Genomic DNA, 22,384 nt, shown 5'->3' on the forward strand with positions numbered 1-22,384 from the left:
TCTCCGTCGGCACCCTCCTTGACGGCTGACCGTCTCGCCCGCCGGACCCCCAACCGGACTGTCGTACCCCCGTGCGACACTCCTGTCCATGTTCGGCGTCATCGATCTCCCCACCTACCTGGCAGGACTCGTCCTGATCGTGCTCCTGCCCGGCCCCAACTCCCTCTACGTCCTCTCCGTCGCCGCCCGGCGCGGTGTGCGCGCCGGATACACCGCCGCGGCCGGTGTGTGGTGCGGGGACACCGTGCTGATGACGCTGTCCGCGGCCGGAGTCGCCTCGCTGCTCAAGGCGAACGCCGTGCTGTTCGGGATCGTGAAGTACGCCGGGGCCGGGTATCTGACGTGGCTCGCCATCGGGATGCTGCGCGCCGCCTGGGGGATGTGGCGGACCCGGCGGGACAAGAGCGTGGAGGAGGCCCCGGCCGCCGCCACCGCCGCCGTCGAGCGGCCCTACCGCCGCGCCCTGGTGGTCAGCCTGTTCAACCCCAAGGCGATCCTGTTCTTCGTCGCCTTCTTCGTGCAGTTCGTCGATCCGGCCTACCGCTACCCGGCGCTCTCCTTCGTCGTCCTCGGCGCCTTCGCCCAGCTCGCCAGCTTCCTCTACCTCACCGCGCTGATATTCAGCGGTACGCGCCTGGCGGCGGCCTTCCGCCGACGCAGGCGTCTGTCGGCGGGGGCCACCTCGGCGGCGGGAGCCCTCTTCCTCGGCTTCGCGGTGAAGCTGTCGCTGGCGAGCGGGTAACAACCGTTCCCGAACGCGATCAGACGGGCCGTGGCCGCGTCAGGGCCCTGCGGATCCTCGGTGTGAGCCGCTCCTCCACGAACCGGTTGAGCAGCCAGGCCAGCAGCAGCATGGCGGCGACCGTCAGCAGGAACACGCCGTAGGACGGTATGTCCAGCCCTTGGTGCAGGGCGTGTATGACGACCCAGCCCAGGTGTTCGTGGACGAGGTAGAAGGGGTACGTCAGCGCGCCGGCGACGGTCAGCCAGCGCCAGTTCGCCCAGCCGAGCAGGCCCAGCGCGATCGCGGCGACGGCGAGGAAGCCCAGGGTGACGACCAGGATGATGCCGTAGGCGCTGCGGTAGGAGAAGCCGGGCGCGTTAGCGGCGTGCCACAGGCCACGCACCGCGTAGTGCTGTCCTATGAGCCAGCTCACGGCCACGATGCCCCACGCGTACGCGTCGCGCCGGTCGCGGTGCACGAGATACAGGCCGATGCCGCCGATGAAGAACGGCGCGTACTCGGGCATCAGGACGATGTCCAGCAGTGGTTGCTGTGCGCCCTGCGCGACCGCCGCCGCCAGGGTCCAGCAGGCGCAGAAGAGGATCACGCGCTGCCGGTTCGCTCCCGGCAGCACGATGCACAGGGCGAACAGGGCGTAGAAGCGGATCTCCGCCCACAGGGTCCAGCAGACGCCGAGGACGCGGTCCACACCGAGCGGCTGCTGCATCAGCGTCAGATTCACCAGGGCGTCGCTCGGCGAGACGGCCTTGTACGCCACCACCGGCAGCGCGAACACCGCCGTCACCAGGACGATCGCGGCCCAGTACGCGGGCAGCAGCCGGGCGGCGCGGGAGGCGAAGAACGAGCGCAGGGGACGGCCCCAGCCGCTCATGCATATGACGAAGCCGCTGATCACGAAGAACACCTGCACGCCCAGACAGCCGTAGGCGAAGAGAGAGTGCAGGGTGGGGAATTGGTGGCGCGGTGAGGTGCCCCAGGCCTGGGCGACCTCGCCGTCGCGGCCGCCGTAGTGGTAGGCCGCCACCATAAGCGCGGCCACCAGTCGTAGCCCGTCGAGGGCGCGCAGCCGGGAGCCGCCGCCGCGGGGGAGGACGGGGGACGGCGGGGGAGTGGGGGACGGCGGGGAAGTGGGCGACGGGCCGGCGGCCTGGGACAGGGGAGGCGTCGGGACCGGGGCGGTGCGCGAGGGTGTGGTGCCCGGGGCGGTGGGGGAAGGTGTGGGGCCCGGGTGGTGGGAGGCCATGGTCTGCTCGGACGTGGTCATGCTGGACTCTCTCGGCGAGGCAGCAGGCGGGGGACGTCCTGCCGCGGTGTAGGGCGGGCGACAGGCGCGGTGCGCCTACCCGGTGGCCCCCGATCCATGACACCGAGGCCCGAACTGACAAAGGCCTCATGGGGCCCGCGCCCAGGGCGCCCGCCGTCGCACGGCAGCACGACGCCCCCGTCCCGGTCACTGTGACGGGGGCACCGGTGGCGGGTGTCAGCGCTTGGTGCCGCGGCGCAGTTCCCGGGCCCGGCGGGCGACCTTGCGGACGGTCGCGTTGCGCGGGATGAACGCGAGCTGGACGGGGATACCGCCGGGCAGCGCCAGCGAGGTGAGCCGGCGCCGCTTGAAGTACCGCCAGGTGTGGGGGCCGAGGTGCCTGGTCAGATACTTCTCGGCCTCGGCGCGCAGACCCGGGTAGATCTTCGGCTGCATCGCGAAGCCCACGGCGCGCACAAGGGCGTTGAGGGACTCGACGGTCATGCCCTGGCGCTGCTTGGTCACCGCCGTGCGGTTGGTGAGCTCGGGCAGCAGCGCGTCGACGATTGTGACGGGGACGCGGTTGCTGTTCTCGTACGGCGTCAGACGCTCCAGGAGGGTCTCGGTGCCGATACGGGCGACCGGGAGGCCGTAGAGCGCGGAGGCGGTGAGCAGCGCGGTGGAGAAGCAGCCCACGACCAGCGACGGACGCATGCGCTGGTAGAGGACCTCGGCGAGGACGGGGGTCTCGAGCACCGTCAGATCGGCGCCGAGTTTCTCCGCCTCCTTCTCCAGGATGCGCGACCAGCGCGCCGGGGCCGTCGGGTGCGGCTTGAACACCACCCGGGTGTGCCCGAGCACGACCGCGCCCTTCAGCATCCGCACGTGCAGGTCCTCCTCCTCCTCGGCGGTGAGGATGCCGAGCGCGGAGAGGTACTGGCCGAGCAGCAACGCCGGAGTGTCGAGGGACGGCAGCGTGTCGGCGGTGCTCTCCAGTTCGGTGAGGACCTTGGCGAACGCGTCCGTCGGCACGATCTCCGGCTCGACCCCGAACTCGGTGAGCAGCATCGGCTTCAGACCCGGCACCAGGTCCAGGTGGAGCAGGCGGTCGACGCGCGTGCCGACCAGCGGGTCGATCTTGTTGCGGGTGGGGCCGTAGCTCATCAGGCCGTCCGCGTACACCGTGACGGGCGCGCCGGTGAAGATCTGGCAGAAGCCGAGCGACGGGTTGACCTGGATCGACTCGACGGCCAGCTCGATGGCGTCGTCGCCGAGGTTCCACAGGAGCCGGAGATACCGCTCCCAGAGTGGAACGTCGTCGAGCCGGGGGGCCCAGCCGCCGGGGTGGAACGGGGAGATGGTCTCGTTCCAGGAGATGACGTCGTCGAAGCGGCCGCGCAGGAGCTCGAAGCCGGGCATCTCGTCCAGGGCGGGCGTCGTCTCGGGCGTCGCCGCGTTGTTGCAGACGAGGAGTATGCGCCGGTCGGCGGGCGCGAAGCAGTCGCTGTCCAGCGCCGCGGCCAGGGTCGCCGTGCCGTAGAGCGTCGACGCCAGGAAGATCTGCGTCGTCACGCGGCCACCCCCGAGGAGGCGGGACGGCGGCGCAGCCGGCGCAGGCGCGAGGCCCGCTGGATGTCCATGGAGTCGAGGGCCTCCTCGAGGACATCCTGCGGCATGCGCCGTAGCGCGGCAGCGCTCATCGACTTCAGTTTCCGTGCCACCGCGGGCTCGAACCTTTCGATGGATCCCAGATGATGGGAAATGATTGCGCAATATGTGCGAACGGCTTTCGGGAGGAGTTTATCCGCGTCCCGGTCCTGGGCCGTTTCGGCCACCACTTGGTCGAACGCACGAATGAAGTCCAGCTGGCGTACGTCGCCGATCTGGGTGAGTGAGGAGGCGACACCACGACGGTAGAAGACACCGAGCAGCCCCACCGTGGCGAAGGACTCCGCCTCCCGGTGCAGCTTCCAGATCCACGGCCGGTCCTCCGCCGTGCGCAGTCCGTCGGTGAAGTGCAGCAGACCGCGGTCGACGAGCCGGCGGTGGTAGATGCCCGCCCACGCGTACGCGTAGTCGACGGAGGTGGAGCGGTCCGCGGGCAGGATCGCGTCGCGCGGGTTCATCACCACCCCGCGCCTGCCCTGCGGCACCCGGTTGATGGTGCGCGCCCGGGCGGTGCTCTGCACATGGTCGGTGCGGATGAAGTCGCAGCCCAACTCCTCCATGGCGGCGACCAGTTGGGGGTAGTAGCCGGGGGCGAGCCAGTCGTCCCCGTCGAGGAACGTGAGGTACTCGCCGCGCGCCTTGTCGATACCCGTGTTGCGTGCGGTCGCCAGTCCTCCGTTCTTCTCGTGGCGGACATGCACCGCGCCTGGCAGCTCGTGCTCGGCGCGCGCGAGGATGTCCGGGGTCTCGTCGCGCGAGCAGTCGTCGACGAGAATGAATTCGAAGTCCTCACGCGCGTTCGCCCGCAGGCTCTTCAGGGTGTCTGGCGCGTATTGCTGCACGTTGTAGAACGGCACGATGACGGAGAGCTTGACCACCCCTGTGACGTTAGGCGGCGGCCCGGCATTCGTCTTGACCGGCGGCTTGATGTCAGGTGAACGACGCGTGGCAGAACAGTGAACCACGCTGTTTCATCGGAGTTTCGCGCCCTGATTCGCCGTTCGGCGGTGTGCTGTTAACCCTTTGTTGCATTCCGGTTGGGCTGAGCATCGGAATCGCTTCCTAGCGTCTTCGACGTGCCAGCAAGTACCGCGAAGTCCCTTCGGGTCGCCGTCCTAGCCGATTCCGACACCCGGTGGAAATGGGGTGCGCTCACCGCGAACCGCATCTCGCCGGCGGAGTTCACCGATTCCAGCGAATCGCCCGAAAGGGGTGATTCGAGCATAAGGCTTGATGGTTTCCTCCTGAGGGGTCGTGCCACCCCCACCGCCCGCCAGCTCGAGGAGGTCGGCGTCCGCGCGCACTCCCTCCGCGAGGTGACCGCCGTCGAGTTCCTGCGCGAGATGACGGAGGAGAGCTACGACGTCCTCGTGCTCGCCCTCGTCGGCGGTGGTGTCCAGGCGATGCTGCACGGACTGGCCCACGCCTGGCGGGGACGCGTTCGCCGTCCCGTGGTCGTCACCGGCTATGTCGGCGTCGTCTACGAGAAGCTCGCCGACGGCCTGCTGCTGCGGCACGGCGCGGACCTCGTGCTCGCCAACTCCCGCCAGGACGCCGAGCGCTTCCGCGCGGTGTACGAGGGAGTGGGCGCCGACGCCTCGTCGGTGACCGAGGTGGCGCTGCCCTTCCTCGGGGGCGCCGCCTACGAGAAGAAGGACCCCTACACGGTCGTCTTCGCCGCGCAGCCCTCCGTGCCGGAGAGCCGCAAGGACCGTGCGTACCTGCTGGAGAGGCTGGTCCGGCACGCGCGCAGGCACCCCGAGCGCGAGGTGCTCCTCAAACTCCGCTCCAAGCCGGGCGAGCACACCACGCACATCGAGGAGCTGCCGTACCAGAAGATGGCCCAGAAGGAGGATCTGCCGGCCAACTTCCGCCTGGTGTACGGCAACATGGGCGAGGTCCTCGACCGCACCGACCTGCTGGTGACCGTCAGCTCGACGGCCGCCCTGGAGTCGCTGCACCGCCGTATCCCCACCGTCGTGCTCACCGACCTCGGGGTGCGGGAGGCGCTCGGCAACCACCACTTCGTGGGCTCCGGCTGCCTCGCCTCCTGGGACCAGCTCGACGCCGGCCACGAGCCCGTGCCGAACGCGGAGTGGGTGGCCCGGCAGGGCGTCGCGGCCGGGGGCACCGCCTCTGGGACAGGCTCCTACGCGACCGCCTTCGACGAGGCGCGCCGGCGCATCACCGAGCTGCTCGCCGCCGGGGAACTCCCGCCTCTCGCGCCCTATTACACCCCCGTCACGGCGCCCGGCTATCTGCCCGGCGTCCTCGCCCGCCACCACCTCGCACCGGACGGCAGCCCGCTGCCCGGAGCGCCCGCCGCCGACAAGGCGCCGAGCCCCGTACGCCAGATCGTCCGCCGCGCCGCGCGCGGTGCCTACCGCCACGGAGTGCAGCGCGTGGCGCCCGTGATCCGACGGATGGGGGAGCTGTGAACGCGCGGTTCCCACGCCAAGGACTCCAAGGAGCTGAACCCATGTCCAACCCGGAAGCGGGACAGGCGGCGCCGGTGCGCCGTGTGCTCGCGGTGATCCCCGCGCGCGGCGGCTCCAAGGGTGTGCCCGCGAAGAACCTCGCCCCGGTCGGAGGGATCCCGCTGGTCGCCCGCGCCGTGCGCGAGTGCCTGGCCGCCCGCCTCGTCACCGACGTCGTGGTCTCCACCGACGACCAGGCGATCGCCGCCGCCGCCCGTGAGGCCGGTGCCGAGGTCGTGCTGCGCCCCGCCGCCATCGCCGGTGACACGGCCACCTCCGAGGACGCGGTCCTGCACGCCATGGAGGCCCACGAGGCGCTGCACGGCTCGCCCGTGGACGTGGTGCTGCTGGTCCAGTGCACCAGCCCCTTCCTCGTCCGCGAGGACGTCGACGGGGTGGCCGCCGCGGTCGTCGAGAACGGCGCGGACACCGCGCTGACGGTGGCGCCCTTCCACGGCTTCATCTGGCGTGACGCGGCCGACGAGCCCGCCCCCGTCATCGGCTCCCAGCGCACCGGCGAGGTCGGAGGGGTCACCCGGGTCGCCAACACCACGGCCACCGACGGCGGCTACGGCGTCAACCACGACAAGTCCTTCCGGCCCCGCCGCCAGGATCGCCCCCAGGACCTGCTGGAGACCGGTGCCGCGTACGCGATGGACGCCGCCGGCCTGCGCGAGCACCGCCACCGCTTCTTCGGCCACACCGAACTCGTGCGCACCGACCCTGCCCGCGTGCTGGAGATCGACGACCCGCACGACCTGGCCCGTGCCCGCGCCCTGGCGTCGCACTTCGACGCCGCGCGGCCCGGCGCCCTCCCGACCCGCGCCGACATCGACGCGGTCGTACTCGACTTCGACGGCACCCAGACCGACGACAGGGTGCTGATCGACTCCGACGGACACGAGTTCGTCTCCGTGCACCGCGGGGACGGCCTCGGCATCGCCGCGCTGCGCAAGAGCGGCCTGACGATGCTCATCCTGTCCACGGAGCAGAACCCGGTCGTCGCCGCACGGGCCCGGAAGCTCAAGATCCCGGTTCTGCACGGAATCGACCGCAAGGACCTCGCACTGAAGCAGTGGTGCGAGGAGCAGGGCATCGCGCCTGAGCGCGTGCTCTACGTCGGTAACGACGTCAATGACCTCCCGTGCTTCGCCCTTGTCGGCTGGCCCGTGGCGGTCGCGAGCGCCCACGACGTCGTGCGCGGCGCCGCACGCGCGGTCACCACCGTTCCCGGTGGTGACGGCGCGATCCGAGAGATCGCCAGCTGGATCCTCGGCCCCTCTCTCGATTCCCTCACCAAGTAAGGACATCTTCTGCCATGACCACCTACTCCCGTCTGCGCACGTTCGGTTCGCGCGAGGTCGGCCCGGGCAAGCCCGTCTACGTCTGCGGCGAGATCGGCATCAACCACAACGGTGAGCTGGAGAACGCCTTCAAGCTGATCGACGTGGCCGTCGACGCCGGCTGCGACGCCGTCAAGTTCCAGAAGCGCACCCCCGAGATCTGCACCCCGCGCGACCAGTGGGACATCGAGCGGGACACCCCCTGGGGCCGGATGACCTACATCGACTACCGCCACCGCGTGGAGTTCGGTGAGGACGAGTACCGTCAGATCGACGAGTACTGCAAGGAGAAGGGCATCGACTGGTTCGCGTCCCCGTGGGACACCGAGGCCGTCGCCTTCCTGGAGAAGTTCGACGTCCCGGCCCACAAGGTCGCCTCCGCCTCCCTGACCGACGACGAGCTGCTGAAGGCGCTGCGCGCCACCGGCCGCACGGTCATCCTCTCCACCGGCATGTCGACGCCGAAGCAGATCCGCCACGCGGTCGAGGTCCTGGGCAGCGACAACATCCTCATGTGCCACGCCACCTCGACCTACCCGGCCAAGGCCGAGGAGCTCAACCTCCGCGTGATCAACACGCTGGAGCAGGAGTACCCGAACGTCCCGATCGGCTACTCCGGCCACGAGACCGGCCTGCAGACCACCCTCGCGGCGGTCGCCCTCGGCGCCACCTTCGTCGAGCGCCACATCACCCTCGACCGCGCGATGTGGGGCTCCGACCAGGCCGCCTCGGTGGAGCCGCAGGGCCTCCAGCGCCTGGTCCGCGACATCCGCACCATCGAGGCGTCGCTCGGCGACGGCGTGAAGAAGGTCTACGACTCCGAGCTGGGCCCGATGAAGAAGCTGCGCCGCGTCGCCGGCGTGGTCGCCGAGGCGGAGATCGCCGCGGCCGCCGGCGAGCCGGTGTCGGTCTGAGCGCCTTACGGGACGGTCACACGCCGATGAGCCCCCGCGCCGGATCCGCCGGCCAGCCCACGCTTGCCTTCGTGGAGAGCCCGGTCCAGCTCCTGAACGTCCTGGAGTGGGCACACGCGCACGCGCTCCGCACACAGGGGAGCGGTGCGCCCGAGCGCGGGGCGTCGATCCCCGCACAGGGCGGACCTCGGTCCGGGGCGGGGCGGACGGCGGAGATAGGCCCGGGGGCCGCCGGCGCGGGGCGTACGGCGGCCTCGGCCGCGGCGCCGTCCGCGGCGGGTCCGGCTCGTGAGGGGCTCACCCTCGTGGTGCTCTCGCCCACCGACCCGATGACCCGCGGCCAGCTGCGGCGCATGGCGGAACTGGCCCGCGACGAGGGCCACGAGGTCCGCTGGGAGGAGGCCCGGGGCGGCGCGGCGGCGCCCTTCCGGACCGTCGGCGGCCTCACCCGGCTGCTGCGCCAGGCCCGCCGGGTGGTGATGGGGGACCCTTTCTCCCGCTATGTGCAGCTGCTGCTGACCATCACCCGGGCCCGCGAGCTGGTGGTGGTGGACGACGGCACGGCGACGATGGAGTTCGTCGCCCAGCTCGCCCGCGGCGAGCGCCTGGTGCGCTGGCACCGCAAGGGCGGCCGTCCGGGCGCTCGTGACCTGCTCTTCGCGCCGGTGTCGGCCTCGGCGCGGCGCCGGCTGGCGCCGAGCGTGCGGCGCGCGGTGGAGGTGTTCTCGTCGATGCCGATCGACGAGACCCCGGCCGGGGTGACGGTCACCGTGAACGACTTCGCCTGGACCCGGGCACGCTTCGGCCCGCCGCGCCTCACCAAGGGCGCCGACCTGGTGGGCACCTCCCTCGTGGAGACGGGTGTGGTGGACGGCGAGCGCTACCTGGAGGCGGTCCGCGCCCTCGCCGCGGCGCACGGCGCACGGCGCTACTTCGCCCACCGCCGCGAGAGCCCCGAGAAACTGCACAGGCTGGCGGTCGAGGTGGGCCTCGAGGTGGTCCGCCCGGACCTCCCCCTGGAACTGATCGCCCGTCGCGGCCCCATCGGCCGTACGATCCTCAGCTTTCCGTCCACGGTCGTCCACACCCTCCCCCTGGCCCTGGTGGGCACGGAGGTGCGAGTGGCGGTGTGCGACATCGACCCGGCCTGGCTGACGGACCGGGCCTCACCCAGGGCCCAGGGCTTCCTGTCGGGGGTGACCGGGACGGCCCGGGACGTGGACCGGCTGTCGGCGGTGGGCCCGGCGGATTCCCCGCGTTCGGCGAGTTCGGCGTAGGGAGTCCGGCCGGTCCGGCGCAGGACTGAGGGGCGGGACCGCGACCGTCGGCCGACGGTGCGGGGCCTGCCCTTTCCGCTGTGCCCGGCTCATAGGAAACCCCCGGTATCTCTCCACTCCTTGCACCGAACAGACATGTGCTGTTCGTCGACTCGCCATAGATCGCGCGTCGGAGAGGCACGATCCGGCCATTGAATCTCCCCCGTGCGGCGCCGGGGGACCGGCGCGCGAGCAGATTCGTTTCCACAGTGGGGGGCCACCCGTGGCGGCCACAGCACAGGAGTCCGGCAGACCGGACTTCGACCGACCGCATTCGGACACGTCGGCCTCCGGCAGTTCGGAGTCCGGCAGATCCGGCTTCGACAGCCCGGAGTCCGACAGATCGGAATCCGACAGATCGGAGTCCGGCAGATCGGAGTCCGAGAGACCGGAGTCCGACAGACCGGAGAGCGGGAACGAGAATGTCCACACCGCCTCCACCTTCGTGGCCGGCATCGTCGTCGCGCTGATGGTCGCGCCGATCCAGTGCTCGGTGATGCGCGAGGTGTTCGCCCAGGCCCCGGCCGGCGAGCGCGAGGGCGCGTACGCGCTGGGCGCCACCCGGTGGGGGATGATCCGCTCGGTCGTCCTGCCCTACGGCAAGGGCGGCATCATCGGCGACGATGCTCGGACTCGGACGGGCGCTCGGCGAGACCATCGCGGTCTATCTGATCTTCTCGCCGGTCTTCGTCATCCAGCCGCACATCCTCCAGACCGGCTCGAACTCGGTCTCCTCACTGATCGCCCTGCACTACGGAGACGCCTCCACCTTCGGCATGTCGGCGCTGATGGCAGCGGGCCTGGCGCTGTTCCTGCTCACCCTGGGGGTCAACTTCACCGCCTCCTCCGTCGTGGCCCGCTCCCGGTCCGGTGCACAGAGCGAGGCCTGAGATGACCGTCGCAGAACTCGAAGCAGGGGCGGACGAGACCGCCCCGGTCCCGGTGGCTGTCGCCACCCCGCCGGAGCCCGCCCCCGACCAGCCCCGCCGCATCGGCGGCCCGACCCGTTCGGACGTTCTGGCCCTGACCGGGGCCGCCGCCTCCGGGATCTGCGTCACGATCCTGCTGTACGGCGAACTCGCGCCCTTCTCAGGCGCGTTGGCCTTCACCGTCACCGCCTATCTGGTTTTCCTCGCGATCGACGCGGTGCTGACCGGGTGCTGACCGGCGGACGGGGGTCTGTGAGGCGGACGGTGTGGCTGCGCGACGGGCGGCGGACGGTGTGGCGGGCGGCCTCGGCGGACCGGCCGATCGCGGACTACGCGGCGGGACGTCCCGGCTGACCGGCCCACGGCTTGCGTGCCAGCAGGTACACCCGGTCCCGCTTCCCGTCCTCGTCCGGGTCGAGGACCGTACGCGCGTGGACGAGCAGACCGGCCCCCGCGAGCCGCCGGGTGATCGTGTCCGGGGCGTGCCAGTAGTGGTCCAGCTCGATGTCGCGTCCGAAGCGTTCGGTGAGGCGGGTGTGGTCGTCCGTACCCGCCCGGAATCCCAGCAGGACCTGGCCGCCGGGCACCAGGATCCGCTGGAACTCGGTGAACACCGCCGGCAGGTGCTCCGTCGGCACATGGCCGACCACGTCCAGCGCGGCGATGCCGCCCAGCGTCTCCGGCGGCAGATCCAGGCCCGTCACGGTGCCCACGTGGAACCGCAGCTCCGGATGGGTGCGCCGGGCCAGGGCCACCATGCGCGGGGACAGGTCGACGCCGAACACGGGGACACCGAGGGCGTCCAGCCGCGCCGTGGCATGGCCCAGGCCGCAGCCGAGGTCGGCGACGGGCGCGGGGCCGTTCTCCCGCACCAGGTCCGCGAAGGCGGTCACCAGGGCCCGGTCCAGGGGCCGGGTCGCCAGACCGTCTGGCACACGGGCGGCGTAGTCGGGGGCCATGGCGTCGTACGACGCCCGGGCAGTGCGCAGGAAATCCGGTTCCTCGGCGTTCACGCTGACGCACGCTACCCACCGGGGCGGGTGCGCCGGGGACTGCTTCCCAGGGTTCATCCGCTTGTCACCGGGGCGGGAGACGACGGCGTGGCGGGGTACCCGTGGGAGACGGTGGCCCGGCGGTTGGCCGGAGGGAGGAGAGGGTGACGTGGGACCCCTGGCGGAGGGGAACGGATCGGGCTCCCCGAGCGTTCCCCGGTGGGACGCTCGGACACGGGAGCGGTCCCGGGCAGGGATCACCGGGCGCCGGTCGGCGTGGCCGGGACGGCTCCGCGGTCACCCCGGCGGACGCGCTCACGGCCTCCTCAAGGATCCCATCGTCCGGAAAAGACGGGCGAGTTTACCCATCGTCACCGTCGGCTATGCGGTGCGCGACCGGTTTTTCTTCCCCTGACGGGCTGAAGTTTTGTTGATCGAGGGGAGAACGGCCGCCCGATCGCCCTACCCTTCAAAGGGTGAACCAATTGATGTCCCGAGAGTCCGAGGCCGATCACCCGGGGGACACCGCGCTCCCCGGCTCCCTGCCCGAGTTGCTGCGTGCCGAACTCGTGGCCTTCCGCCGCGACCTGCACATGCACCCGGAACTCGGTAACCAGGAGTTCCGCACGACCGCCGCGATCAAGGCCCGCCTTGAGCAGGCGGGACTCGCGCCGCGTGTGCTTCCCGCCGGCACCGGGCTCATCTGTGACATCGGCGAGCCGGACGGCGTACGCCCGATCCTCGCGCTGCGCGGAGACATCGACGCGCTCCCGATCCCCGACACCAAGACCGAGTGCGCCTACCGGTCCACCGTGCCCGACCGCGCTCACGCCTGCGGACACGACGTGCACACCACGGTCGTGCTCGGGGCCGGACTCGTCCTCGCCGAGCTGCACCGCGAGGGCCGGCTGCCGCGGCCGGTCCGGCTGATCTTCCAGCCGGCCGAGGAGGTCCTGCCGGGCGGTGCCACCGATGTGATCGCGGCCGGTGCGCTCGACGGGGTCGGACAGATCATCGCCGTGCACTGCGACCCGAAGGTCGACGCGGGGCGCATCGGGCTGCGGCACGGCCCCATCACCTCCGCCTGTGACCGGCTGGAGGTCACGCTCGCCGGTGCGGGCGGCCACACCGCGCGCCCGCACCTCACCACCGACCTCGTCACGGCCGTCGCGCGCGTCGCGGCGGATGTGCCGGGCCTGGTCGCGCGCCGCGTCGACGCGCGCAGCGGGCTCTCGGTCACGTGGGGGCGCATCGAGTCCGGGCACGCCTGCAACGTCATCCCGCAACACGCCGAGCTGGCCGGGACCGTGCGCTGCCTGGATCTCGACACCTGGCGGCACGCGCCGGATGTCGTCCATGCGGCGATCGACGAGATCGCGAACCTCTACAAGGCGAAGTCCGCGATCAACTACGTGCGCGGAGTGCCGCCCGTCGTCAACGACATGGCCGTCACCGAACTCCTGCACGACGCCATGGCCGCGCGCCGCGGTATCCACTCCATCGAGGACACCCAGCAGAGCCTCGGCGGCGAGGACTTCTCCTGGTATCTGGAGCATGTGCCCGGCGCCATGGCCCGTCTCGGCGTCCGCCGGCCGGGCGAGCGGACCGTCCGCGACCTCCACCAGGGCGACTTCGACGTGGACGAGCACGCGATCACGGTCGGGGTGGAGCTGTTCACGGCGGCCGCGCTGCTGGAGGTGGAGCAGTAGGAAGTAGGAGCGGACGCCGGAGGGACGGGGCCGCGGCGCGGGGGGCTCCCGCTGGGGCAACCCCCCGCTTCCCGCCCCGCCCCGCCCTGTCCTTCCCTCGCCGACGGTCCCCGTCCCGACGGCCTCTTCCCGGGGTCGCTTCCCGACGTCCCCTCCCCGGGGGTCGCTTCCCGAGGGCTCCTGCTCCTTCCCGAGGGCCCCTTCCCGATGGCCGAAAGGAGCCCTCCCGTTCGCCCCCTTCGTCCGCTTGCGTGACCCGGCCGTAACGGGCGGCGCGGCAACCCGGCCCGATGGCGGCACGAATCGATAACGGCCAGGAGAAACCCCGTTCCCCTCCCCTTCTACGCGCGTTACTGTGCGCCGAAATCGCTGCGGTGGCGGCGCATTGGGGAAGCGGACCGGTGACGGTGCCGTGGGGATGAAGGGGTTCTTGCTGTGCGTCTGATCTCTCGGAGGACGAGGTTCTCCCAAGCTGCGGTGACCGTCGCGGTCGTCGCCCTCGCGGCCGCCGGGTGCGGCAAGTCCAGCACCGAGTCCACGGGCAGCTCGGGTGGCAAGAATTCGTCCGGCTACTCGGGCAAGGGCATCGGCCTCGCCTACGACATCGGCGGCAAGGGCGACCAGTCCTTCAACGACGCCGCCTTCGCCGGTTTCGAGAAGGCCGAGAAGGAATTCAAGATCGGCGGCCGGGACATCGAGCCGCAGGACGGCGAGTCCAGCGCCGACAAGGTGCAGCGTCTGGAGCAGCTCGCGAAGGCCGGCTACAACCCGATCATCGGGGTCGGCTTCGTCTACGCGCCCGCCGTCAAGGAGGTCGCGGCCAAGTACCCGAAGATCACCTTCGGCATCATCGACGACGACACGGTCCAGGCGAGCAACGTCGCCGACCTGGTCTTCCACGAGGAGCAGTCCTCGTATCTGGCCGGTGTCGCCGCGGCGAAGGCGACCAAGAAGAACCACATCGGGTTCATCGGCGGCGTGGACATCCCGCTCATCCACAAGTTCGGGGCGGGCTTCGCCCAGGGCGCCAAGTCCGTCAACCCGAAGATCAAGATCGAGTCGCAGTATCTGACCCAGACGCCCCAGGAGGGCGGCTTCTCCAGCCCCGACAAGGGCAAGGACGCGGCGAACGGCCAGATCGAGGCGGGCGCCGACGTGATCTACCAGGCCGCGGGCCTGTCGGGCCAGGGTGTGATCCAGGCCGCCGCCGCGCACAAGGTGTGGGCGATCGGCGTCGACTCCGACCAGTACCAGCAGACCGCCCTGGCCAAGTACAAGGACTACATCCTCGGCTCGGCCCTGAAGAACGTCGGCGGCGCGGTCTACGACCTGACCAAGTCGGTCGTCGACGGCAAGCCGCTGACCGGTGAGCAGCGCGGCGACCTCAAGTCGGGCGGTGTCGGCTTCGCGGACTCCAACCCGAAGTACCAGGCGATGAAGGACGTCGTCGCGGCGGTCGACAAGGCCAAGCAGGACATCATCGACGGCAAGGTCACTGTCAACACGAAGTAGGCCGGAAAGCGCCACCGACAGGCCATCGGCGTACCGAAAGGCCATCGGCGTACCGACAGGCCATCGCCAGTACCGAAAGCACCACGCACCTTCGCCCCGTCGGAGCCCCTCCGGCGGGGCGGAGCGCTGCACGGGGCGAGACGCGGGGCCGGTCCGCCCGGAGCGCTTCCGTGCGGCCCGCCCCACCGATCACAATCGTCCCTTTCCTCCCGCCTCTCACCCCAGCACCGCGGGCCCCTTCCCTCCCTGTGGCCCCCTTCACCCTTGCCACTCGCAAGCGCCGCACCGCTCTCCGTAATGTGCCCTGTGTCTGTGGCCACATCTCGATAACGGACCGGACAGAAGGGGTTTTCCGTCCGGTCTACGCGCGTTACGCTGCCGCGGAACCAGCGCCTGGTATGGGCGCTTGCACAAAGGAGTCACGTTCCATGCGCCGGGTGTCCCGTATCGCCGCCGCGGGAGTTGCGACCGCAGCTCTCGCCGTCACCGTATCCGCCTGTGGCAGCTCGTCCACCTCGTCCGCAGGTGGCAGCGGCAAGTCCAAGGGCATAGGTCTCGCGTACGACATCGGCGGCAAGGGCGACCAGTCCTTCAACGACGCCGCGTACGCCGGTTTCCAGAAGGCCGAGAAGGCCTTCGGTGTCAGCGGCCGGGACGTCGAGCCGCAGGACGGCGAGACGGACGCCGACAAGGTGCAGCGTCTGGAGACGCTCGCCAAGGCGGGTTACAACCCCGTCATCGGTGTCGGCTTCGTCTACGCGCCGGCCGTCAAGGAGGTCGCGGCGAAGTTCCCGAAGGTGACCTTCGGCATCATCGACGACAACACCATCCAGGCGAAGAACGTCACCGACCTGGTCTTCCACGAGGAGGAGTCCTCCTACCTCGCCGGTGTCGCCGCCGCCAAGACCACCAAGAAGAACCACATCGGCTTCGTCGGTGGCGTGGACATCCCGCTCATCCACAAGTTTGAGGCCGGCTACATCCAGGGTGCCAAGTCGGTCAAGCCGAACATCAAGATCGAGACGCAGTTCCTGACGCAGACCCCCCAGGAGGGCGGCTTCGCCAGCCCCGACAAGGGTGAGAGCGCCGCGAACGGCCAGATCGACGCCGGTGCCGACGTGATCTACCACGCCGCCGGCCTGTCCGGTCAGGGCGTCATCAAGGCCGCCGCCGCGCACAAGGTGTGGGCGATCGGTGTCGACTCCGACCAGTACAGCCAGAGCGCGCTGGCGTCGTACAAGAACTACATCCTCACCTCGGCGCTCAAGAACGTCTCCGGTGCGGTGTACGACCTCGCCAAGTCCGTCATCAAGGACCACAAGCCGCTGACCGGTGAGATCCGCGGCAGCCTCGCCAACGACGGTGTCGGCCTCGCCGACTCCAACCCGGTGTTCAAGAACAACGCCGACCTCCAGGCCGCCCTGAAGAAGGCCGAGCAGGGCATCAAGGACGGCTCGATCAAGGTCAAGACCTCCTGACCGGACGATCGCAGCCGACCGGAGGCATGGCCAAAAAGGCGCTGTAATGGCAGCGTTACGGCCACGGAACGGGGCGCGGGAAGGATGACCGACTCGCGCCCCGTTCGCGCGGCAGAATGCTCGGAGCGGATCGAAAGTGATCAGGTTCGAGCACTATTTAAAGCAGGGGCGCTACGCGCGTAGAGCGGCCCCTTTCCCAAGGAGAGTGCGCCATCGACGCGTCCAGCAGCCCTCCGCTCACCGCACCGTCCACGACCGCGGTCGAGCTGGCGGGGATCACCAAACGTTTCCCCGGTGTCGTCGCCAACCACGACATCCATCTGACCGTCCGCAAGGGCACCGTGCACGCCCTCGTCGGCGAGAACGGCGCCGGCAAGTCGACGCTGATGAAGATCCTCTACGGCATGCAGAAGCCGGACGAGGGCACGATCACCGTCGACGGCGAGCAGGTGACCTTCAACAGCCCCGGCGACGCCATCGCCCGCGGCATCGGCATGGTCCACCAGCACTTCATGCTCGCCGACAACCTCACGGTCCTGGAGAACGTGGTCCTGGGCAGCGAGAAGCTCTACGGCATCGGCGGCGGCGCCCGTAAGAAGATCAAGGAGATCTCCGAGCGATACGGCCTCGGTGTGCGCCCCGACGTCCTGGTCGAGGACCTCGGTGTCGCCGACCGCCAGCGCGTCGAGATCCTCAAGGTCCTCTACCGCGGCGCCAGGACCCTCATCCTCGACGAGCCGACCGCCGTGCTCGTGCCGCAGGAGGTCGACGCGCTCTTCGACAATCTGCGCGAGCTGAAGTCCGAGGGCCTGTCCGTCATCTTCATCTCCCACAAGCTGGGCGAGGTCCTGTCGGTCGCCGACGACATCACCGTCATAAGGCGCGGCACGACGGTCGGAACCGCCGTGCCCTCCGAGACGACCCCCCGCCAGCTCGCCGAGCTGATGGTCGGCAGCGAGCTGCCCACTCCGGAGACCGCGGAGTCGACGGTGACGGACCGGCCGGTGATCGAGGTCAAGGGCCTCACCATCCGCGCGAGCGGCGGCCCCTCGCTGGGCGAACTCGGCGAACCCGCCTCCACCGGCCTGCTCACCGAGACGACGGCCGAGAGCGGGGCGGCTGTGCGCCGCGTCCTCGACGATGTCACCTTCACCATCCACGCCGGTGAGGTCATGGGCATCGCCGGTGTCGAGGGCAACGGCCAGACCGAGCTGATCGACGCGCTGATCGGCCTGCGCAACGCCGACTCCGGTTCCATCGCCTTCCTCGGTGACGACATCACCGGCTGGCCCACCCGCAAGCGCCGCGAGCAGGGCGTCGGCTACATCCCCGAGGACCGCCACCGCCACGGCCTCCTCCTCGAGGCCCCGCTGTGGGAGAACCGCATCCTCGGCCATGTCACCGAGCGCCCCAACGCCAAGGGCTTCTGGCTCGACCCCAAGGGCGCCCAGGAGGACACCCGGCGGATCGTCAAGGAGTACGACGTCCGCACGCCCGGCATCGACGTCACCGCCGCCTCCCTCTCCGGCGGCAACCAGCAGAAGCTGATCGTCGGCCGCGAGATGAGCCACAACCCGAAGTTCCTGATCGCCGCCCACCCCACCCGTGGTGTGGACGTCGGCGCGCAGGCACAGATCTGGGACCAGATCCGCGCGGCCCGCCGCGAGGGCCTGGCCGTGCTGCTGATCTCCGCCGACCTGGACGAGCTGATCGGCCTCTCCGACACCCTGCGGGTGATCTACAACGGCCGGCTGGTCGCCGACGCCGACCCCGCCACCATCACTCCGGAGGAACTGGGCTCGGCCATGACGGGTGCCGCGTCCGGTCACCTGGAGCACGTAGAAAACGCCACTGAAGGCGACGCAGACGCAGGCCCGGAGGACGACGCCCGATGAAGAAGTTCGACAAGGAGCGGGTGCTCCTCGCGGTGGCCGGTCCGGTCATCGCGCTCGTCTCGGCGATCCTGCTCACCTCGATCGTGCTGATCGCCTCCGGCAAGAACCCGTTCGAGCCGTACCGGCTGATGATCGAGCAGGCGACGTTCTCCGACGTCCAGGTGCTGATCATCAACCAGGCGTCGATGTACTACCTGGCGGCGCTCGCGGTGGCCATCGGCTTCCGCATGAACCTGTTCAACATCGGCGTCGACGGCCAGTACCGCCTCGCCGCGATGATGACCGCCGTCGTGGGCGCGCACCTCGCGCTGCCGTCCTTCCTCCAGATCCCGGTGCTCATGCTCGTCGCCATGTTCACCGGCGCGTTCTGGGCCGGTGTGGCGGGCGTCCTGAAGACCACCCGGGGTGTGAGCGAGGTCGTCGCGACGATCATGCTCAACGCCATCGCCACCAGCCTCATCGGCTACCTCACCCTCTCCAACGTCTGGGGTGTGCAGGTCGGCAACAACATGACGACCGGCATCATGAAGAAGTCCGGCTGGTTCCCGGGCATCAACATGGGCTCCGACGTCGGTGAGATCTACGGCCTGGTCTTCCTCGCGGTCGTCGCGGGCATCCTGTACTGGCTCGTCCTCAACCGCACCCGCTTCGGCTTCGACCTGCGCGCCACCGGCGCCTCCGAGACCGCCGCCGCGGCCTCCGGTGTCGACGCCAAGAAGATGGTCCTCACCGCGATGCTGATCTCCGGCGCGGTCGCGGGTCTTTCCGGCCTGCCGCTGCTGCTCGGCGACGCCCACACCTACAGCCTGAGCTTCCCGACGGGTCTCGGCTTCACCGGCATCACCATCGCCCTGCTCGGCCGCAACAACCCGGTCGGCATCGCCTTCGCCGCGCTGCTGATCGCCTTCCTGGACAAGGCGTCCCCCGCCCTCGACTACGCGACCCCGGTGGCGTACGAGAAGGAGATCGCCACGATCATGCAGGGCCTCATCGTCTTCGCGGTCGTCATCTCGTACGAGGCCGTACGCCAGTGGGGCCTGCGCCGCCAGCAGAAGCGGGTGGGCGCGGAGCTGGCCGCCCAGGCCAACAACAACTCGCACAAGAAGGAGGTGGCTGCCTGATGACCACCGCGACCGTCGCCAAGCCGAAGGCGCAGCAGCCCGGCAAGGGCAGCCGCCGTATGTCGCTCCCGGTACTCCTGCTGATCATCGCCGGTGTACTGGTCCTGACCTCGATCGTCCGGCTGATCACCGGCGCGGACGGCATCACCTCGACCGGCCAGATGTCCACGGCGCTGCGCCTGGCCGTGCCGATCGGCCTCGCGGGCCTCGGCGGCCTGTGGGCCGAGCGTTCCGGCGTCGTCAACATCGGCCTCGAGGGCATGATGATCCTCGGCACCTGGTTCGGTGCCTGGGCCGGCTACCAGTGGGGCCCGTGGACCGGTGTGGTCTTCGGCATCATCGGCGGTGCGCTCGGCGCCGTCCTGCACGCCATCGCCACCGTCACCTTCAACGTGAACCACATCGTCTCCGGTGTGGCGATCAACATCCTGGCCCTCGGCACCACCCGCTATCTGTCGAAGTTCACCTTCGAGAACGCGCCCCAGGGCTCCTCCAAGCAGTCCCCGCCGATCGACTCGCTCGGCACCTTCGACATCCCGGGCCTGTCCAGCGCCCTGGACACCCTCAACCAGAAGCACTGGTTCCTGGTCTCCGACATCGGGGGCCTGATCGGCGGTCTGGTCACCGACCTGTCCCCGCTCACCGTGATCGCGGTAGCGCTCGTCCCGGTCACCTGGTGGGTGCTGTGGCGCACGGCCTTCGGCCTGCGGCTGCGCTCCTGCGGTGAGAACCCGGTGGCGGCGGAGTCCCTCGGCGTCAACGTGTACAAGTACAAGTACATCGCCGTGATCATCTCGGGTGGCTTCGCGGGCCTCGGCGGGGCGTTCCTGTCGATCGTGGCGTCGAACGTGTACCTGGACGGCCAGACCGCCGGCCGCGGTTACATCGGTCTCGCCGCGATGATCTTCGGTAACTGGATGCCGGGCGGACTCGCCCTCGGCGCGGGCCTGTTCGGCTACACCGACAGCCTGAACCTGCGTGGCGGTACCACCAACGTGCACGCCCTGATCCTGCTGCTCGGGATCCTGGTGGTGTTCGGCGCGGCCTACCTCGCCTGGAAGAAGCGGTACGTCCCCGCGGTGATCACCGCCGTGATCGCGGCGCTGCTCTTCGTCTGGTACTCGACCACCAGGGAGGTCCCCGCGCAGCTCGTGACCGCGACCCCGTACCTCGTCACGCTGCTGGTGCTCTCACTGTCCGCGCAGAGCCTGCGGATGCCGAAGGCGGACGGCCTGCCGTACCGGAAGGGACAGGGCAAGTGACCCCGCCCGTCACGGTCGACTGGGAAGCCCTGCGGGAGCAGGCGCGCACGGCGATGGCCCGCGCGTACGCCCCCTACTCGGGCTACCCGGTCGGTGTCGCGGCCCTGGTCGACGACGGACGAGTCGTCACCGGCTGTAATGTCGAGAACGCCTCCTACGGCCTCGGCCTGTGTGCGGAGTGCGGACTCGTCTCCCAGCTCCAGAACACCGGGGGCGGCCGGCTGACGCACTTCACCTGCGTCGACGGCAACGGCGACATCCTCGTGCCGTGCGGCCGCTGCCGCCAGCTGCTGTACGAGTTCGGCGGCCCGGATCTGCTCCTGGAGACCCCGGCGGGCATCCTGCCGCTGTCGGAGATGCTTCCCCAGGCGTTCGGCCCGGACCATCTCACCAAGTAACTCCCGTGCGGCCCCCCGAGTCGACCCCGGCTCAGGGGGCCGCACACCTTCGGACCTTCGGAAGGAAACCATGGCCATGGACGCCATCTCCGTCATCCGCACCAAGCGGGACCGCGGTGAGCTCAGCGACGAGCAGATCGACTGGGTCATCGACGCGTACACGCGGGGCGAGGTCGCCGACGAGCAGATGTCCGCGCTTGCGATGGCCATCCTGCTCAACGGCATGAACCGCCGTGAGATCGCCCGCTGGACCGCCGCCATGATCGCCTCCGGCGAGCGGATGGACTTCTCGTCGCTGTCCCGTCCGACGGCCGACAAGCACTCGACCGGTGGCGTCGGCGACAAGATCACCCTTCCGCTGGCGCCGCTGGTCGCCGCCTGCGGCGCGGCCGTCCCGCAGCTGTCCGGCCGCGGCCTCGGCCACACCGGCGGCACCCTGGACAAGCTGGAGTCGATCCCCGGCTGGCGCGCCCTGCTGTCGAACGAGGAGATGCTGCACGTCCTCGACACGACGGGTGCGGTGATCTGCGCGGCGGGCGACGGCCTGGCCCCCGCCGACAAGAAGCTCTACGCGCTGCGCGATGTCACCGGCACGGTCGAGGCGATCCCCCTGATCGCCTCCTCGATCATGTCGAAGAAGATCGCGGAGGGCACGGGCTCGCTGGTCCTGGACGTCAAGGTCGGCTCGGGCGCCTTCATGAAGACGATCGAGGACGCCCGGGAGCTGGCGTCCACGATGGTGGGTCTCGGCACGGACCACGGTGTGAAGACGGTGGCGCTGCTCACCGACATGTCCACGCCCCTGGGTCTGACGGCCGGCAACGCGCTGGAGGTCCGTGAGTCGGTGGAGGTCCTCGCGGGCGGCGGTCCGGCGGACGTGGTGGAGCTGACGATCGCCCTGGCGCGCGAGATGCTGGACGCGGCCGGCGTGAAGGACGCGGACCCGGCGAAGGCGCTGGCCGACGGCTCGGCGATGGACGTCTGGCGCCGGATGATCGCGGCCCAGGGCGGCGACCCGGACGCGACACTGCCGACGTCGAGGGAACAGCACGTGGTGAAGGCCCCGGCCTCGGGCGTTCTGACCCGGCTCGACGCCTACGACATCGGTGTCGCCGCCTGGCGCCTCGGCGCGGGCCGCGCCCGCAAGGAGGACCCGGTGCAGGCCGCGGCGGGCGTCGAGATGCACGCCAAGCCGGGCGACACCGTGACGGCGGGCCAGCCGCTGCTGACCCTGCACACGGACACCCCCGAGCGCTTCGAGTACGCGCTCCAGTCGATCGAGGGGTCGTACGACGTGGCGGCCCCGGGCACGGACTTCACCGCCTCGCCGGTGGTGCTGGAACGTATCGCCTGACGTGGGCTTTCCTCGTTCGGGTGAACGG

The 22,384-nt window shown here is 70.2% G+C and carries 19 protein-coding genes; 15 read left to right on the forward strand and 4 right to left on the reverse strand.

Features of this window, described 5'->3' with window-relative positions; translation table 11 throughout:
- Nucleotides 1–88: 88 nt before the first annotated feature.
- The gene (leuE, locus tag ACIP94_RS07945; RefSeq protein WP_402421099.1) at nucleotides 89–742 is read left to right on the forward strand and encodes a leucine efflux protein LeuE; all 654 of its coding nucleotides are present in this window, start codon (nucleotides 89–91) and stop codon (nucleotides 740–742) included.
- Between the two features lie 19 nt (nucleotides 743–761).
- On the opposite strand, the gene ACIP94_RS07950 is transcribed toward leuE, so the two are convergent.
- From ACIP94_RS07950 to ACIP94_RS07960, 3 genes are all read right to left on the reverse strand, one after another.
- A complete protein-coding gene (locus ACIP94_RS07950; RefSeq protein ID WP_402421101.1) occupies nucleotides 762–2,009 on the reverse strand; it encodes an acyltransferase family protein in 1,248 nt (415 codons plus the stop codon).
- Nucleotides 2,010–2,225: 216 nt separating this feature from the next.
- Nucleotides 2,226–3,560 (reverse strand): alpha-2,8-polysialyltransferase family protein, encoded by a 1,335-nt coding sequence (locus ACIP94_RS07955; RefSeq protein WP_402421103.1) that lies wholly within the window; start codon nucleotides 3,558–3,560, stop codon nucleotides 2,226–2,228.
- Nucleotides 3,557–4,534, reverse strand: a complete 978-nt coding sequence (locus ACIP94_RS07960) for a glycosyltransferase family 2 protein (RefSeq protein ID WP_402421106.1) — start codon at nucleotides 4,532–4,534, stop codon at nucleotides 3,557–3,559. Before ACIP94_RS07960 ends, ACIP94_RS07955 begins: the two co-directional genes overlap by 4 nt.
- A gap of 198 nt (nucleotides 4,535–4,732) precedes the next feature.
- Between ACIP94_RS07960 and ACIP94_RS07965 the strand changes: the two genes are divergently transcribed.
- The 6 genes from ACIP94_RS07965 (at nucleotide 4,733) to ACIP94_RS07990 (ending at nucleotide 10,870) form a co-directional block, all read left to right on the forward strand.
- A complete protein-coding gene (locus ACIP94_RS07965; protein ID WP_402421107.1) occupies nucleotides 4,733–6,094 on the forward strand; it encodes a DUF6716 putative glycosyltransferase in 1,362 nt (453 codons plus the stop codon).
- Nucleotides 6,095–6,135: 41 nt separating this feature from the next.
- A complete protein-coding gene (locus tag ACIP94_RS07970; protein ID WP_402421110.1) occupies nucleotides 6,136–7,437 on the forward strand; it encodes a cytidylyltransferase domain-containing protein in 1,302 nt (433 codons plus the stop codon).
- A gap of 14 nt (nucleotides 7,438–7,451) precedes the next feature.
- The gene (locus ACIP94_RS07975; RefSeq protein ID WP_402421113.1) at nucleotides 7,452–8,390 is read left to right on the forward strand and encodes an N-acetylneuraminate synthase family protein; all 939 of its coding nucleotides are present in this window, start codon (nucleotides 7,452–7,454) and stop codon (nucleotides 8,388–8,390) included.
- Between the two features lie 26 nt (nucleotides 8,391–8,416).
- A complete protein-coding gene (locus tag ACIP94_RS07980) occupies nucleotides 8,417–9,667 on the forward strand; it encodes a hypothetical protein (RefSeq protein WP_402421116.1) in 1,251 nt (416 codons plus the stop codon).
- A 662-nt stretch (nucleotides 9,668–10,329) separates the two neighbouring features.
- Complete coding sequence (locus ACIP94_RS07985; protein WP_402421119.1) at nucleotides 10,330–10,596, forward strand: hypothetical protein; 267 nt, start codon at nucleotides 10,330–10,332, stop codon at nucleotides 10,594–10,596.
- Nucleotide 10,597: 1 nt separating this feature from the next.
- Complete coding sequence (locus ACIP94_RS07990) at nucleotides 10,598–10,870, forward strand: hypothetical protein (RefSeq protein WP_402421122.1); 273 nt, start codon at nucleotides 10,598–10,600, stop codon at nucleotides 10,868–10,870.
- A 94-nt stretch (nucleotides 10,871–10,964) separates the two neighbouring features.
- On the opposite strand, the gene ACIP94_RS07995 is transcribed toward ACIP94_RS07990, so the two are convergent.
- Nucleotides 10,965–11,648, reverse strand: a complete 684-nt coding sequence (locus ACIP94_RS07995) for a class I SAM-dependent DNA methyltransferase (protein ID WP_402421124.1) — start codon at nucleotides 11,646–11,648, stop codon at nucleotides 10,965–10,967.
- 467 nt (nucleotides 11,649–12,115) lie between these two features.
- Between ACIP94_RS07995 and ACIP94_RS08000 the strand changes: the two genes are divergently transcribed.
- The 8 genes from ACIP94_RS08000 (at nucleotide 12,116) to ACIP94_RS08035 (ending at nucleotide 22,356) form a co-directional block, all read left to right on the forward strand.
- Entirely contained in the window at nucleotides 12,116–13,336 is a 1,221-nt protein-coding gene (locus ACIP94_RS08000) for an amidohydrolase (protein ID WP_402421127.1), read from the forward strand.
- Between the two features lie 477 nt (nucleotides 13,337–13,813).
- Complete coding sequence (locus ACIP94_RS08005) at nucleotides 13,814–14,848, forward strand: BMP family protein (protein WP_402421129.1); 1,035 nt, start codon at nucleotides 13,814–13,816, stop codon at nucleotides 14,846–14,848.
- Between the two features lie 428 nt (nucleotides 14,849–15,276).
- Nucleotides 15,277–16,326 carry a BMP family protein gene (locus ACIP94_RS08010; RefSeq protein ID WP_402421131.1) on the forward strand — a complete coding sequence of 350 codons (1,050 nt, stop codon included), beginning with the start codon at nucleotides 15,277–15,279 and terminating at the stop codon, nucleotides 16,324–16,326.
- A 212-nt stretch (nucleotides 16,327–16,538) separates the two neighbouring features.
- Entirely contained in the window at nucleotides 16,539–18,221 is a 1,683-nt protein-coding gene (locus ACIP94_RS08015) for an ABC transporter ATP-binding protein (RefSeq protein ID WP_402421739.1), read from the forward strand.
- Entirely contained in the window at nucleotides 18,218–19,342 is a 1,125-nt protein-coding gene (locus ACIP94_RS08020) for an ABC transporter permease (protein ID WP_402421134.1), read from the forward strand. Before ACIP94_RS08015 ends, ACIP94_RS08020 begins: the two co-directional genes overlap by 4 nt.
- Nucleotides 19,342–20,604, forward strand: coding sequence for an ABC transporter permease (locus tag ACIP94_RS08025; RefSeq protein WP_402421137.1), 1,263 nt, complete (start codon nucleotides 19,342–19,344; stop codon nucleotides 20,602–20,604). The genes ACIP94_RS08020 and ACIP94_RS08025 overlap by 1 nt, the downstream gene beginning before the upstream one ends.
- Nucleotides 20,601–21,002: a cytidine deaminase gene (locus ACIP94_RS08030; protein WP_402421139.1), complete on the forward strand. Its 402-nt coding sequence runs from the start codon at nucleotides 20,601–20,603 to the stop codon at nucleotides 21,000–21,002. Before ACIP94_RS08025 ends, ACIP94_RS08030 begins: the two co-directional genes overlap by 4 nt.
- A gap of 70 nt (nucleotides 21,003–21,072) precedes the next feature.
- Nucleotides 21,073–22,356: a thymidine phosphorylase gene (locus tag ACIP94_RS08035; RefSeq protein WP_402421142.1), complete on the forward strand. Its 1,284-nt coding sequence runs from the start codon at nucleotides 21,073–21,075 to the stop codon at nucleotides 22,354–22,356.
- Nucleotides 22,357–22,384: the final 28 nt, after the last annotated feature.

The organism is Streptomyces sp. NPDC093261 (assembly GCF_044753645.1).
Lineage (GTDB): Bacteria > Actinomycetota > Actinomycetes > Streptomycetales > Streptomycetaceae > Streptomyces.

Bases quoted from the DNA above. Each gene is read 5' to 3' on its own strand.
- leuE (WP_402421099.1), top strand. From the start codon at position 89: ATGTTCGGCGTCATCGATCTCCCCACCTACCTGGCAGGACTCGTCCTG.
- ACIP94_RS07950 (WP_402421101.1), bottom strand. From the start codon at position 2,009: ATGACCACGTCCGAGCAGACCATGGCCTCCCACCACCCGGGCCCCACA.
- ACIP94_RS07970 (WP_402421110.1), top strand. From the start codon at position 6,136: ATGTCCAACCCGGAAGCGGGACAGGCGGCGCCGGTGCGCCGTGTGCTC.
- ACIP94_RS07975 (WP_402421113.1), top strand. From the start codon at position 7,452: ATGACCACCTACTCCCGTCTGCGCACGTTCGGTTCGCGCGAGGTCGGC.
- ACIP94_RS07980 (WP_402421116.1), top strand. From the start codon at position 8,417: ATGAGCCCCCGCGCCGGATCCGCCGGCCAGCCCACGCTTGCCTTCGTG.
- ACIP94_RS07985 (WP_402421119.1), top strand. From the start codon at position 10,330: ATGCTCGGACTCGGACGGGCGCTCGGCGAGACCATCGCGGTCTATCTG.
- ACIP94_RS07990 (WP_402421122.1), top strand. From the start codon at position 10,598: ATGACCGTCGCAGAACTCGAAGCAGGGGCGGACGAGACCGCCCCGGTC.
- ACIP94_RS08000 (WP_402421127.1), top strand. From the start codon at position 12,116: ATGTCCCGAGAGTCCGAGGCCGATCACCCGGGGGACACCGCGCTCCCC.
- ACIP94_RS08010 (WP_402421131.1), top strand. From the start codon at position 15,277: ATGCGCCGGGTGTCCCGTATCGCCGCCGCGGGAGTTGCGACCGCAGCT.
- ACIP94_RS08020 (WP_402421134.1), top strand. From the start codon at position 18,218: ATGAAGAAGTTCGACAAGGAGCGGGTGCTCCTCGCGGTGGCCGGTCCG.
- ACIP94_RS08025 (WP_402421137.1), top strand. From the start codon at position 19,342: ATGACCACCGCGACCGTCGCCAAGCCGAAGGCGCAGCAGCCCGGCAAG.
- ACIP94_RS08035 (WP_402421142.1), top strand. From the start codon at position 21,073: ATGGCCATGGACGCCATCTCCGTCATCCGCACCAAGCGGGACCGCGGT.